The sequence below is a fragment of the Sphingomonas paludis genome (assembly GCF_053502515.1).
Genome location: NZ_CP187558.1, coordinates 1,961,753 through 1,976,380, shown reverse-complemented (window position 1 = coordinate 1,976,380; position 14,628 = coordinate 1,961,753). Strand labels below are relative to the sequence as shown.

Here is a 14,628-nt window from a genome sequence, read left to right as displayed (position 1 = left end):
TTGGAGTATTGAAATGGCTGATCTGAACGCGCTGGTTGACCAGCTGAGCGAACTGACCGTCCTCGAAGCCGCCGAGCTGTCGAAGATGCTGGAAGAAAAGTGGGGCGTGTCCGCCGCTGCTGCGGTTGCGGTTGCTGGCCCCGCCGGCGGTGGCGCTGCTGCCGAAGCGGTCGAGGAAAAGACCGAATTCGACGTGATCCTGACCGGCGACGGTGGCAAGAAGATCAACGTCATCAAGGAAGTCCGTGCGATCACCGGCCTGGGCCTGACCGAAGCCAAGGCGCTGGTCGAAGGCGCGCCGAAGCCCGTCAAGGAAGGCGTGAACAAGGACGAAGCCGAGAAGATCAAGGCTCAGATCGAAGCCGCTGGCGGCACGGTCGAAGTCAAGTAATCGGCTGCCGGGGCATCGGCCCCGGCACTTGCTTGCAAAAAAAGGGCGGCGTTCCGGATTTGGAACGTCGCCCTCTTTTTATACCTTCGATCTATCCCTGAAAGCCAGGTTTGAAACCGCCCGGCCACTGCAAGGTGACTGGCTTTGCGGGCCGGGAAACGGTCTGCTGCCCCGCCGCCGGCCTCGCCGGTTCGACCCGATCGATGGGTGAAGCGTCGGACGATGATTGGCGATTGAGCAAGACTTCGCGTTCGCGGGCATCAAGGAACCTCGCGCGCTTCAGCCGGGCGCGACGGGTCAGGAAAGGATTATCCGGAGAAGGACCCGTCAGCGCAGCACGCTCATGCCGACCGGCATCGGCCGAAATCGGGGTCATGCTCGCCGCGACGGTCGACTGACGCACAGGGGTGACCGGAGCCGATCCATGCCGACTGTTATCGGCCGCCTGTTGCATGGGCGAAGCCGATTTCGGGGTAGTGCGTGCTCGGCCGTTGGGCCGCGCCACGGCTGGACGCAGTGCAGCGGGCCGACGGCGCCGTGCAACGAGCCATGCCAGCAAGGCAAAGGCAAGTCCGATACCCGCAACCCCAACGATCACAGGCATCGCGATGTCGGAGCGCTCTTCAACCGCAGATTCTGCCGGAAGCGGATCATTATCGAATGATGGAGCGCCCTCGCTTGGCGGCACCGCCTGGATCGGTGCGACGGCCATGACCGAAGGTGCCTCCGGGGCCGGTACGGTCGGTTCAGAGGCAGCAACTTCGCGCAGGGTAGGCTCCTGGTTCGATGGGACGCGGGCGGGACGTGGCGGGATGCGCTCGGCACGACGCTCCGCCTCCACCGATCGCAGCGCTTCTGGGGCGATCACACTTCGGGATGCGCCATCATTCGCACTTGCTGTGGCGGAAGGGGAAACCGGTGCACCCGCCCGCTCGACAGGCGCGGGTGCCTGCTGAATGGTGATAGGCGCTTGTAGTGCGGGCGACGCCGGGACAGGTGCGGCCACGGGTTCGGCTGGCGCCGGTACGGGCGTCAGCTGCTGGGCGGTTGCAGGGATGGCCAGCGTGGCAATCAGCGCCAGGGTGGCCGTGTGAGCGGAGAGCCGATATTTGTTCATAGCGGCGACGCAACGTTGCCAAGCCCAATATGGGTTCATTGCGGTTGCGGAATCAGCGATGGATTGCCCTGACCAAGCGACAAGTCGCGCTGGATAACCACCTGTTCATCAACGGTTTATCTGTGGGTCGGCATCAACTTGACGACGGATAAGCAAATGGCGAGAGCCAGCAGGTACGATTGACACGGACGGGACAGGCCGCTATCTCACGCCAACTAGCTGATCGAGCAAGGTACGCCGTCGCGCAGCGCACCCATGAATGGATCATCCGGTATCACGACGCCGTAAAGCTGCCATCCTCGCCTGCCAGGCGATGAATGCGCGGCTTTTTTTTGCGTCGGTTGCGTGCATGATCCGGTGGCATTCCGGATGTGATTTTCGACTGCACGACCTTCTGTTTCAACAAGGGCAATCCTCAACTATGGCAACCAAGGCGATCGAGAGCGGCACCATGAAGCGCCGCATCCGCAAGGTGTTCGGCGACATCCACGAAGTGGTGCAGATGCCGAACCTGATCGAGGTTCAACGCGAATCCTACGAACAGTTCCTGCGGTCGGATCCGTCGATCGGCTATGTGTCCGGCCTGGAAAAGACGCTGCGCAGCGTGTTTCCGATCCGCGACTTCGCCGGCACGGCTGAACTCGATTTCGTGAACTACGAGCTTGAATCGCCGAAGTTCGACCAGGAAGAATGCCGCCAGCGGGGCATCACCTATGCCGCGCCGATGCGCGTCACGCTGCGCCTCATTGTGTTCGAGGTGGACCCGGATACCGATGCCCGCTCCGTGCTCGACATCAAGGAGCAGGACGTTTACATGGGCGACATGCCGCTGATGACGGAGAACGGCACGTTCATCGTCAACGGCACGGAGCGCGTGATCGTGTCGCAGATGCACCGCTCGCCTGGCGTCCTGTTCGACCATGACCGCGGCAAGACGCATGCTTCGGGCAAGTATCTGTTCGCTGCCCGCGTCATCCCCTATCGCGGGTCGTGGCTGGATTTCGAATTCGATGCCAAGGACATCGTCAACGTCCGCATCGACCGTAAGCGCAAGCTTCCGGTGACCAGCCTGCTCTATGCGCTGGGGCTGAATAGCGAGGAAATCCTCAACCACTTCTATAACCGCGTGACGTTCGTCCGCGGCGAAGGCGGCTGGCAAATTCCGTTCGCGGCAGAAAACTGGCGTGGCCAGAAGCCGATGTTCGATATCGTCGACGCCAAATCCGGCGAAGTGATCTTCCCGGCCGGCCAGAAGATTTCGCCGCGCGCTGCTAACAAAGCGGCCAAGGATGGCCTGACCGACCTGCTGATCCCGACCGAGGAAATTTATGGCCGCTATTCGGCCTTCGACCTGATCAACGAAACGACGGGCGAAATCTATGTCGAGGCGGGCGACGAGATCGGCGCCGAGAACTTGGAGAAGCTGGACAAGGCTGGTATCGACCGGATCGAGCTGCTCGACATCGATCATGTGTCGACCGGTGCCTGGATCCGCAACACGCTGAAGGCTGACAAGGCCGAAGAGCGAGAACAGGCGCTGTCCGACATCTACCGCGTGATGCGCCCTGGCGAGCCGCCGACGCTGGAAACGGCTGAATCGCTGTTCGCTGGCCTGTTCTTCGATCCGGACCGCTACGACCTGTCGGCGGTCGGCCGCGTCAAGCTCAACATGCGCCTCGACCTGGATTGCCCGGATACGGTGACGACGCTGCGCACCGAAGACATCCTGGAAGTCGTCAAGACGCTGGTGAATCTGAAGGACGGCAAGGGCGAGGTGGACGATATCGACAACCTCGGCAACCGCCGCGTCCGTTCGGTGGGCGAGCTGCTGGAAAATCAGTATCGCGTCGGCCTGCTGCGGATGGAACGGGCCGTCAAGGAGCGCATGAGCTCGGTCGACGTGTCGACCGTCATGCCGAACGACCTGATCAACGCGAAGCCCGCCGTGGCAGCGGTGCGCGAATTCTTCGGCTCGTCCCAGCTGTCGCAGTTCATGGATCAGACCAACCCGCTGTCGGAAGTGACGCACAAGCGCCGCGTTTCGGCGCTCGGGCCGGGCGGTCTGACCCGCGAGCGCGCTGGCTTCGAAGTCCGCGACGTTCATCCGACGCATTATGGCCGTATCTGCCCGATCGAAACGCCGGAAGGCCCGAACATCGGTCTGATCAACTCGCTGGCGACTTTCAGCCGGGTGAACAAATACGGCTTCATCGAAACGCCCTATCGCAAGGTGATCGACGGAAAGGTGACCAACGAGGTCGTCTATCTCTCCGCGATGGAGGAGCAGAAGCACACCGTCGCCCAGGCTTCGGCCGAGCTGAATGCCGACGGGTCGTTTGCCGAGGAACTGGTTTCCGCACGTCAGGGCGGCGAGTTCCTGATGGCGCTGCGCGAACAGATCACGCTGATGGACGTCAGCCCCAAGCAGCTGGTGTCGGTCGCCGCTTCGCTCATTCCGTTCCTGGAAAATGACGACGCCAACCGCGCCCTGATGGGGTCGAACATGCAGCGTCAGGCAGTGCCGCTGATCAAGGCGGAGGCGCCGTTCGTCGGCACCGGCATGGAAGAGACCGTTGCGCGGGATTCAGGTGCTGCGATCGCCGCCAAGCGGGCGGGCATCGTCGATCAGGTCGATGCCAGCCGTATCGTGATCCGTGCGACCGGCGACGTGTCGGCGCAGGAAAGCGGCGTCGACATCTACACGCTGATGAAGTTCGAACGGTCGAACCAGTCCACCTGCATCAACCAGCGTCCGCTGGTGAAGGTCGGCGACCTGGTCAATGCCGGCGACACCATCGCCGATGGTCCTTCGACCGAATTCGGCGAACTGGCGCTGGGTCGTAACGTGCTGGTCGCGTTCATGCCCTGGAACGGCTATAACTACGAAGATTCGATCCTGATCTCCGAACGCATCGTCAAGGACGACGTGTTCACCTCGATCCATATCGACGAATTCGAAGTCATGGCCCGCGACACCAAGCTGGGGCCGGAAGACATCACCCGCGACATTCCCAATGTGGGTGAGGAAGCGCTCCGCAACCTGGACGAAGCCGGCATCGTCTATATCGGCGCCGAGGTCGAACCGGGCGACATCCTGGTCGGCAAGATCACGCCGAAGGGCGAAAGCCCGATGACGCCGGAAGAAAAGCTGCTGCGCGCCATCTTCGGCGAAAAGGCGAGCGACGTGCGTGACACCTCGCTCCGCCTGCCGCCGGGTGTTGCGGGCACGATTGTCGACGTACGCGTCTTCAACCGTCACGGCATCGACAAGGACGAGCGCGCGATGACGATCGAGCGCGAGGAGATTGAGCGGCTGAAGAAGGATTCGGACGACGAGCGCAACATTCTGAACCGTGCCACCTGGTCGCGGCTGAAGGAGATGCTGCTCGGCCAGACCGCGACTGCGGTGCCGAAGGGTCTGAAGAAGGGCGTCGAGATCACCGAGGAGGTGCTGGAGGAGGCCGAGCGGCACGAATGGTGGAAGTTCGCCGTTGCCGACGACGCGATGCAGTCGAACCTGGAAGCGGTGAAGGTCCAGTATGATGAGGCCGTGAAGCGCATCAAGGACAAGTTCGACGACCGCCGCGAAAAGCTGGAGCGCGGTGACGAACTGCCGCCGGGCGTGCTCAAGATGGTCAAGGTGTTCGTCGCGGTGAAGCGCAAGCTGCAGCCGGGCGACAAGATGGCCGGCCGTCACGGCAACAAGGGCATCATCAGCCGCATCCTGCCGCAGGAGGACATGCCCTTCCTGGAGGACGGAACCCCGGTCGATTTCGTGCTCAATCCGCTGGGCGTGCCGTCGCGCATGAACGTCGGTCAGATCTTCGAAACCCATCTCGGCTGGGCCGCCCGCGGTCTGGGCGCGCGGATCGGCGAGGCGCTGGATGCCTGGCGCGAAGCCAATCCGGACCCGCAGGCCGGGCAGCCGCCGGAGGCAGTCAGGGCACTGCTGAAGGAAGTGTATGGCGAGAATTACGACGATCAGATCGATAACCGCGATACCGCCTCGCTGATTGACCTGGCCCAGAATGTCCGCGCGGGCGTTCCGATGGGAACGCCAGTGTTCGACGGCGCGGTGGAAGCCGACGTGTCCGCGATGCTGAAGCTGGCCGGGCTGGACGAAAGCGGTCAGGTGACGTTGTACGACGGCCGAACCGGTGAATCCTTCGACCGCAAGGTGACTGTCGGCTATAAGTACGTCCTGAAGCTGCACCACCTGGTCGACGACAAGATCCACGCTCGCTCGATCGGCCCCTACTCGCTCGTCACCCAGCAGCCGCTGGGCGGCAAGGCGCAGTTCGGCGGCCAGCGGTTCGGCGAAATGGAGGTCTGGGCACTGCAGGCATATGGCGCTGCCTATACGCTGCAGGAAATGCTGACGGTGAAGTCCGACGACGTGGTCGGCCGCACCAAGGTCTATGAGGCGATCGTCAAGGGTGACGACACGTTCGAGGCCGGCATTCCGGAAAGCTTCAACGTGCTCGTCAAGGAAATGCGCTCGCTGGGCCTGAATGTCGAACTCAAGACCGATGAGGACCTGGGCTTCGACGACGACGGCGTCGCGATCGCGGCGGAGTAAGGGAACCGGGCGCTGCCTTTCGGATAGCGCCCTCCCCCTCCGCGCCAGACATTGATCCTCCCAAGAGGAAGCAGAAATGAACGAACTGACCAACTTCGCCAATCCGGTCGCCAAGCCGGAAACCTTTGACCAGATCCAGATCGGCATCGCGTCCCCCGACCGCATCCGCAGCTGGTCGTTCGGCGAGATCAAGAAGCCCGAGACGATCAACTATCGCACGTTCAAGCCCGAGCGTGACGGCCTGTTCTGCGCGCGCATCTTCGGTCCGATCAAGGATTACGAATGCCTGTGCGGCAAGTACAAGCGCATGAAGTACAAGGGCATCGTCTGCGAAAAGTGCGGCGTGGAAGTGACCGTGTCCAAGGTCCGCCGCGAGCGCATGGGCCATATCGAGCTCGCCGCCCCGGTCGCGCACATCTGGTTCCTGAAGTCGCTGCCCAGCCGCATCGGCCTGCTGCTCGACATGCAGCTGAAGCAGCTTGAGCGCGTCCTCTATTTCGAGAGCTATATCGTGATCGAGCCGGGCCTGACCCCGCTCGAGAAGTATCAGCTGCTGACCGAGGACGAACTGCTCGACGCGCAGGACCAGTATGGCGAGGACGCGTTCTCCGCCGGGATCGGTGCAGAGGCGGTCAAGCAGATGCTGATCGACCTCGACTTGGAGGGCGAGCGCCGCGACCTGCTTGAGGAACTGGCCACCACCAAGTCGGAACTGAAGCCCAAGAAGATCATCAAGCGGCTGAAGGTCGTCGAAAGCTTCATCGATTCCGGCAACCGCCCGGAATGGATGATCCTGGACGTCGTGCCGGTCATTCCGCCGGAACTCCGCCCGCTGGTGCCGCTGGACGGCGGCCGCTTTGCGACGTCGGACCTCAATGACCTCTATCGCCGCGTCATCAACCGCAACAACCGCCTAAAGCGGCTGATGGAGCTGCGCGCGCCGGACATCATCGTCCGCAACGAAAAGCGCATGTTGCAGGAAGCCGTCGACGCCCTGTTCGACAATGGCCGTCGCGGCCGTACGATCACCGGCGCCAACAAGCGTCCGCTGAAGTCGCTGTCCGACATGCTGAAGGGCAAGCAGGGCCGCTTCCGTCAGAACCTGCTCGGCAAGCGCGTCGACTATTCTGGCCGTTCGGTCATCGTGACCGGTCCTGAGCTGAAGCTGCATCAGTGCGGCCTGCCCAAGAAGATGGCGCTCGAGCTGTTCAAGCCGTTCATCTACGCGCGCCTCGACGCCAAGGGTCTGTCCATGACCCTCAAGCAGGCCAAGAAGTGGGTCGAGAAGGAGCGCAAGGAAGTCTGGGACATCCTGGACGAGGTGATCCGCGAGCACCCTGTGCTGCTGAACCGCGCGCCGACGCTCCACCGCCTGGGGATCCAGGCGTTCGAACCCGTGCTGATCGAGGGCAAGGCGATCCAGCTGCACCCGCTCGTCTGCTCGGCGTTCAACGCCGACTTCGACGGCGACCAGATGGCCGTGCACGTACCCCTGAGCCTTGAGGCGCAGCTGGAAGCGCGCGTCCTGATGATGTCGACCAACAACATCCTGTCGCCCGCAAACGGCAAGCCGATCATCGTGCCGTCGCAGGACATGGTACTTGGCCTTTATTATCTGTCGATGATGAAGGAAGGCGAGCCGGGCGAAGGCATGATGCTGTCCGACATGGCGGAGGTGCATCACGCGCTGGATACCGGTGCCGTTACGCTGCACACCAAGATCGTGACGCGCGTCGCGCAGACCGATGAGGACGGCAACGTCTATCAGAAGCGTGTCGAGACGACCCCGGGCCGCCTGCTGATCGGCGAAAAGCTGCCCCAGTCGCACCGCGTTCCCTATGAGACGATCAACCGCCTGCTGACCAAGAAGGAAGTCGGCGACGTCATCGACACCGTCTATCGCCACACCGGCCAGAAGGAGACGGTGCTGTTTGCCGACGGCATCATGACGCTGGGCTTCCGCCACGCGTTCAAGGCCGGCATCTCGTTCGGCAAGGACGACATGATCATCCCGGACAGCAAGGTGGCGCTGGTCGACGAGACCCGCACCCTGGTCAAGGATTTCGAGCAGCAATATCAGGACGGCCTGATCACCCAGCAGGAAAAGTACAACAAGGTGATCGACGCGTGGAGCCGTTGCGGCGACCAGGTGGCGGCCGCCATGATGGACGAGATCAAGGCGGTGAAGCGGTACGACGACGGCCCCAACCAGGGTCGCGAGAAGCCGATCAACTCGATCTACATGATGGCTCACTCCGGTGCCCGTGGCTCGCAGGCGCAGATCAAGCAGCTTGCCGGGATGCGCGGCCTGATGGCCAAGCCGTCGGGCGAGATCATCGAGACGCCGATCATCTCGAACTTCAAGGAAGGTCTGACCGTTCTTGAATATTTCAACTCGACGCACGGCGCCCGCAAGGGCCTGGCCGATACCGCGCTCAAGACGGCGAACTCGGGGTATCTGACCCGCCGTCTGGTCGACGTGTCGCAGGACTGCGTGGTGATGGAGCAGGATTGCGGCACGCAGCGCGCGCTGGAAATGCGCTCGATCGTGCAGGGCGGCTCGACCATCGCGTCGCTCGGCGAACGGATCCTTGGCCGCACCACGGCAGAGGATGTAGTCGACAGCAAGTCCGGCGAGGTGATCATCCCCACCGGCACGCTGCTGGACGAGGGGCACATCGCCCAGATCGAAGCCATCGGCATCCAGGGGATGAAGATCCGCTCGCCGCTGGTCTGCGAAGCCAAGATCGGTGTCTGCGCGAAATGCTATGGCCGTGACCTGGCCCGCGGTACGCCGGTGAATATCGGTGAAGCGGTCGGCGTCATTGCCGCCCAGTCGATCGGTGAGCCGGGCACACAGCTGACGATGCGGACCTTCCACATCGGCGGTGCGGCTCAGTTGAACGAACAGTCCAACCTGGAAGCATCGATCGATGGCATCATCGAACACCGCGATCTGCGCCTGATCAACGATCAGCGCGGCCGTCGCGTCGTGCTGTCGCGTTCGGGCGAACTGGCCATCGTCGACGGCGAAGGTCGTGACCTGGCGGTTCATCGCATTCCCTATGGTGCCTATGTCATGCACGCCGACGGCGCGCCGGTGGCAAAGGGCGACCGGATGGCGGAATGGGATCCGTTCACCATGCCGGTGATCACGGAAAATCCGGGTATCGTGAAGTATCAGGACCTGATCGACGGCAAGACGCTGACCGAACAGGTGGACGAAGCGACCGGCATCGCGCAGCGCGTGGTGACGGAATATCGCGCCGCGTCGCGGTCGAAGGAAGATCTTCGTCCGCGCCTGACCCTGCACGACGATGCGTCGGGCGAGGCCGGCCGCTACATGCTGGCACCGGGCACGGTGCTGTCGGTCGAGGACGGTGCGCAGGTTCAGGGCGGTGACGTGCTGGCCCGAGCCAGCCGCGAGTCCGCCAAGACCCGTGACATCACCGGCGGTCTGCCGCGCGTCGCCGAGCTGTTCGAAGCGCGCAAGCCCAAGGAAAACGCGATCATCGCGAAGGTTTCGGGCCGCGTCGTGTTCGGCAAGGATTACAAGGCCAAGCGCAAGATCGGCATTCAGCCCGAGGACGGCAGCGAGGTCGTGGAATATCTGGTGCCGAAGTCCAAGGTGATCGACGTTCAGGAAGGCGACTACGTCAAGCGTGGCGACAACCTGATCGGTGGTTCGCCCGATCCGCATGACATTCTGGAAGTGCTCGGCATCGAGCCGCTTGCCGAATATCTGGTGAGCGAAATCCAGGAAGTTTACCGGTTGCAGGGCGTGAAGATCAACGACAAGCACATCGAGGTGATCGTTCGCCAGATGCTGCAAAAGGTCGAGATCACCGACGGCGGCGACACGACGCTGCTGGCCGGCGAACAGGTCGACCGGGACGAAATGGATGCCGTGAATGCCAAGCTGGAGCCGGGTCAGCAGCCCGCCCAGGGCAAGCCGATCCTGCTCGGCATCACCAAGGCGTCGCTGCAGACCCGCAGCTTCATCTCCGCCGCGTCGTTCCAAGAAACCACCCGCGTGCTCACCGAGGCGGCGGTCCAGGGCAAGCAGGACACGCTGATTGGCTTGAAGGAAAACGTCATCGTCGGCCGCCTGATCCCGGCGGGCACCGGTGCCGGAATGAACCGCCTGCGGGTTGCCGCCACGTCGCGCGATGCGGCGTTGCGCGTCGCCCAGCGGAAGATGCAGGGGGCGTCGCTGATCGCTCCCGCTTCCGCCAAGGAAGAGCATGATGCCGAGCTCGCGCGTAGTGCGCGGGATTCGGCGGGCATCGGCGACGATCCGCTGGCGGCGGTGGTCAACAGCGGCCATGGTACCGACGCGGATGCCGGTGACTATCTGAACGACTGAGCCGATTAACCGATCGGGCGAGGGCCGCCGCCTGGCTTCATCCAGGCGGTGGCCCTTTTCTTTGCGCGTTCGATGATAGCAGTCGATATGTTGGGCATTGATCCCATCTGCGACTTGGTCGTTAATATGGACAAAGGGTACTTGCCGGCGTCACTACGGCCAGCCTGGACGCCCACGACTTCCTGTTCTCATGCAGCATGACGGCGGTGTGGTGACCGGAACAAATGCCATGGCCGGCAGCGGCGACTATGGGCAAAGTCGCGCGACTATATTAGCCTGATACCCGAGCAGTTCGGAGGGGGCTTCAGATGGCAATTGTTCGGGATTTTCGCGCTCTGCTGTCCGGGGCATCCATTAACGGTCAGCCGGGGCAGGCAGCCTTTATCAGCTTTTCCTTTCCCACCGTCGTTCCCGATTATCTTTACCGGACCTATTCGGCATCCGGGCTGGCAACGTTCCAGGCCTATAGCAGTGAGCAGCAGGCCGTCGTGCGACAGGCGATCGCTGCCTTTTCCGCCGTGTCCGGCATCACCTTTTTCGAGGTTGCGCCCGGCGAAGGCGATTTGAAGTTCATGGGGTTCGACCTGTCGGCGCTGGACAGCACGGCGGCGGGATTTGCCTATTTTCCGGACAACGGGTTCGGCGGCACGCTGTCCAGCGATGTGTTCATGGGCATTCAGTTCATGAGCAATTACGGTATCCTGCTCCACGAAATCGGCCACGCTCTGGGACTGAAGCACCCCTTTGAAGGCGAGAATACGCTGGCCGAAGACCTGGATAATTTCAGCAATACCGTCATGAGCTACACCTCTGGCGGGTCTCAGCGCGACGCGCTGAAACCGTTCGATATCCAGGCGATGCGCGAACTGTATGGCGACGAAACGAAAAAGGGTACCCAGGTCGCCCAATGGTCGTGGGATGCGACCAGCCTGACCCTGACCCAGAACGGCACCGATGCAGACGAGCGATTGTTCGGCATTGGCGGCACCGATGTCATCGACGGCAAGGGCGGCGATGATGTCATCATCGGGCGCGAGGGTAACGACACCTTGACCGGCGGTTCCGGAAACGACCGACTGGTCGGAGGGCTGGGCCGCAATACACTGTCCGGCGGGGACGGCAACGACCAGTTGTCGGTCGAGGCGGACGGATTTTCCGTGTCCTTCGCCATCGATGGCGGTGCGGGCACCGACAGTTTCGAGATTTCCGCCTTTGCCTATCGCGGCGACCGCCTGTCCGTGAGCGATGCGCTTGCTGCTGGATCCACGATGGTCGGCGTCGAATCGGTCCAGCTGTCGATCGTCGCGCCGACCCACGACATGACCGTCATCGGATCGACGATCCGCGACACCATCTTTGCCGGGCGCGGCAGTGACATCATCGAGGGCTTGGCGGGCGACGACTATATCAGCGCCAGCCTCGGCAATGACAGCGTGCTTGGCGGTGACGGCAATGATTCGCTGCTTGGCGACGCTGGCGACGATGTGCTCGACGGCGGCGCGGGCAACGACAATCTGACCGGTGGCGCAGGGATCGACCGGTTGATCGGCGGCGCTGGCAATGACAGCGCGACCTTCGACATCGACGACCTGACCGACTCCTTCGACGGCGGAGCGGGAACGGACACCATCAATCTGGTCCGCGCGGGCAGTGCGCCACTGACGATGACCAGCGCAGGGATTGCTGCCCTGGGATTGAACATCCGTTCGATCGAATCGGTACGGATCACCGGCGGCAGCGGCGACGATGTCCTGCAGGTCGAAAGCGGGTTCGTCACGGTCGATCTGTCGGGTGGCGAGGGCAACGACACGCTGTACGGCAGCGACGGTACGACCGGATTCGGTTCGCTGCGTGGCGGCGCCGGTGACGATGTGATCCGCGCGGGCACGGGACGGCATTTCATGTATGGTGATGCCGGGGCCGATCGGTTCGTCTTTACGGCCATCGATCAATCGACCGACATTGCCCAGGACCAGATCGAGGATTTTCAATCCGGCATCGACCGGATCGATCTGTCCGCGATGGCTTTGTACGATGTCCGTATCCAAGCGTCCGGCACCAGCAGTTTCATCTCCGCGACCGGCGCGCTTGGCCGGTTCCAGCTCTTCGTCCGGCAAACGGTCCAGATGAGCGACCTGATCCTCAGCACCGTTGCGGATCCGATCGTCGGCACCAGTGCCGGTGAAACGCTGACCGGAACGGCCAATGCCGATTTCCTGCGCGGCGAAGGCGGTGTCGATACGCTGATCGGGCTTGCCGGCAACGACATTCTGGATGGCGGGTCGGGCAATGACCGGCTGTACGGGGGCTTGGGCGACGACAGCTACACTGTCGACAGCCAGGGCGACCTGGTGTTCGAGGATGCGGGCCAGGGCATGGATACGGTGGTCGCTTCGACCAACTATTACCTGTTCGCGAATGTCGAGCGGCTGATCCTGGCGGCGGGCAGCGCGAACTGGTTCGGCGTCGGCAACGCGCTTAGCAACGCGATCACCGGCAATCAGGGGAGCAACCTGTTGCTGGGCGGCGGCGGCAGCGACCGGATCGAGGGTGCGGGCGGCGACGACCAGCTGTTCGGCGAGACGGGGGACGATATCCTGATCGGCGGTGGCGGGGTCGACTATCTGGCCGGTGGTGCCGATGACGACCGCATCGAGGGCGGCGACGGCGCCGATGCGCTGTATGGCGAGGGTGGCAACGACGACCTGTTCGGCGGCACTGGCTTCTTCACCGACATTCTGGTCGGTGGCGACGGCGCGGACGTGCTCGACGGCAACAGCGGCGAAGGCGATTACGACCTGCTGGATGGCGGGGCCGGCGACGACTTGTATTTCGTCGACACGCCCGATGACCTGACGTTCGAGGCAGTGGGCGGCGGCACCGACGGGGTGGTGGCCGATATCCGGGGCGCAGGCTATTATCTCTATGCCAATGTCGAGACCCTCACCCTGATGGGCGAAACCCCGTTCGGGGTCGGCAACGCGCTGGACAACGTGCTGATCGGCAGCGAGACGGCAAACTGGTTGCTCGGCGGCGCAGGCAATGACCGGCTGAACGGCGGCGGCGGCAACGACGTTCTGTTCGGCGAGGCCGGGGCCGACCGTTTCGAGTTTTCCGGCGCGTTCGGCATCGACACGATCGGCGACTTCGCGGTCAATGTGGACAAAGTCGTCCTGGGCGGGCTTGGCCTCACCTGGTCCACGCTCCAGCCACGCATGACCGAAATCGGAGGATCCACCGCCATCCAGCTTGCCGATGGCAGTACCATCATCCTCGCCGGTGTCGCCAAGGCCAGCCTGGACGCCGACGACTTTCTGTTCTGATGCGAAACGGGCCGGCCGGCGCGCTGGGGCCAGCCGACCCGCATCAATGAAACGCACCCGCCGGTCAGGAGGGGGATGGAAGTCCGGCGGGCGCGCCGATCGGGGGCGGCAATGGGATGACTAGCCCCCGACCGAAGGGGTTCAGGGCATCACCACCGTGTCGATGACGTGAACGACGCCGTTCGACTGCATGACATCGGCGGTGGTCACGGTGGACATGCCGCCCTTGGCATCGGTCAGCACCACAGAGCTGCCCTTCAGCGAAGCGGTCAGCTTGCCACCCTGCACGGTGGTCAGCTCGGCCTTGCCGCCGCCTGCCTTGATCGCCGCGACGATCTTGTCGGCGGTATAGGTGCCGGGGACGACGTGATAGGTCAGGATCGTGGTCAACGTGCCCTTGTTCTCGGGCTTGACTAGCGTTTCGACCGTGCCGGCGGGCAGCTTGCCGAACGCATCATTGGTGGGCGCGAACACGGTGAACGGTCCCGGGCTGGCCAGCGTGTCGACCAGGCCGGCAGCCTTCACCGCAGCGACCAGCGTGGTCAGGTTGGGAGCGGCCGAGGCGTTCTCGGCAATCGTCTTGGTCGCGTACATTGCTGCACCGCCGACCATCGGATTCTGCTTGTGATGGTTGGCAACGGCGGCCGAACCAGTGATCGCCAGCGCGGCGGCGGCAACCGACAGCATGAATCGCTTGGAAACATTCTGCATTGGGGTCATCCTTCCTGTTCTGCTCCGGGCGGGGGGCAATCAGTACCTGGGTACTGGTCCGGAGGCAGCGAAGTTACGCATCGCGGTTGTCACTGGATGCATACCGACAGGTAAGAATTGCGAAACGGACGGTTTCGCTGA

6 protein-coding genes are annotated in these 14,628 nt (G+C 63.0%); 4 read left to right on the top strand and 2 right to left on the bottom strand.

Annotation, left to right across the window (positions count from 1 at the left end):
• Window positions 1-13: 13 nt before the first annotated feature.
• The gene (gene rplL / locus ACPVPU_RS09540) at window positions 14-391 is read left to right on the top strand and encodes a 50S ribosomal protein L7/L12 (RefSeq protein ID WP_448657706.1); all 378 of its coding nucleotides are present in this window, start codon (window positions 14-16) and stop codon (window positions 389-391) included.
• A 91-nt stretch (window positions 392-482) separates the two neighbouring features.
• On the opposite strand, the gene ACPVPU_RS09535 is transcribed toward rplL, so the two are convergent.
• Window positions 483-1,103, bottom strand: coding sequence for a hypothetical protein (locus ACPVPU_RS09535; RefSeq protein WP_448657705.1), 621 nt, complete (start codon window positions 1,101-1,103; stop codon window positions 483-485).
• Window positions 1,104-1,929: 826 nt separating this feature from the next.
• Between ACPVPU_RS09535 and rpoB the strand changes: the two genes are divergently transcribed.
• From rpoB to ACPVPU_RS09520, 3 genes are all read left to right on the top strand, one after another.
• Complete coding sequence (rpoB, locus tag ACPVPU_RS09530) at window positions 1,930-6,087, top strand: DNA-directed RNA polymerase subunit beta (protein WP_448657704.1); 4,158 nt, start codon at window positions 1,930-1,932, stop codon at window positions 6,085-6,087.
• A gap of 76 nt (window positions 6,088-6,163) precedes the next feature.
• A complete protein-coding gene (rpoC, locus tag ACPVPU_RS09525) occupies window positions 6,164-10,453 on the top strand; it encodes a DNA-directed RNA polymerase subunit beta' (RefSeq protein WP_448657703.1) in 4,290 nt (1,429 codons plus the stop codon).
• A gap of 308 nt (window positions 10,454-10,761) precedes the next feature.
• Window positions 10,762-13,776, top strand: coding sequence for a M10 family metallopeptidase C-terminal domain-containing protein (locus ACPVPU_RS09520; RefSeq protein ID WP_448657702.1), 3,015 nt, complete (start codon window positions 10,762-10,764; stop codon window positions 13,774-13,776).
• Between the two features lie 141 nt (window positions 13,777-13,917).
• On the opposite strand, the gene ACPVPU_RS09515 is transcribed toward ACPVPU_RS09520, so the two are convergent.
• Entirely contained in the window at window positions 13,918-14,487 is a 570-nt protein-coding gene (locus ACPVPU_RS09515) for a fasciclin domain-containing protein (protein ID WP_448657701.1), read from the bottom strand.
• Between the last annotated feature and the right edge of the window lie 141 nt (window positions 14,488-14,628).

What these genes read in the sequence shown, in the direction of transcription:
- rpoB (WP_448657704.1), top strand. Translation starts at nt 1,930, where the DNA reads ATGGCAACCAAGGCGATCGAGAGCGGCACCATGAAGCGCCGCATCCGC.
- rpoC (WP_448657703.1), top strand. Translation starts at nt 6,164, where the DNA reads ATGAACGAACTGACCAACTTCGCCAATCCGGTCGCCAAGCCGGAAACC.
- ACPVPU_RS09515 (WP_448657701.1), bottom strand. Translation starts at nt 14,487, where the DNA reads ATGCAGAATGTTTCCAAGCGATTCATGCTGTCGGTTGCCGCCGCCGCG.
- ACPVPU_RS09520 (WP_448657702.1), top strand. Translation starts at nt 10,762, where the DNA reads ATGGCAATTGTTCGGGATTTTCGCGCTCTGCTGTCCGGGGCATCCATT.
- ACPVPU_RS09535 (WP_448657705.1), bottom strand. Translation starts at nt 1,103, where the DNA reads ATGGCCGTCGCACCGATCCAGGCGGTGCCGCCAAGCGAGGGCGCTCCA.
- rplL (WP_448657706.1), top strand. Translation starts at nt 14, where the DNA reads ATGGCTGATCTGAACGCGCTGGTTGACCAGCTGAGCGAACTGACCGTC.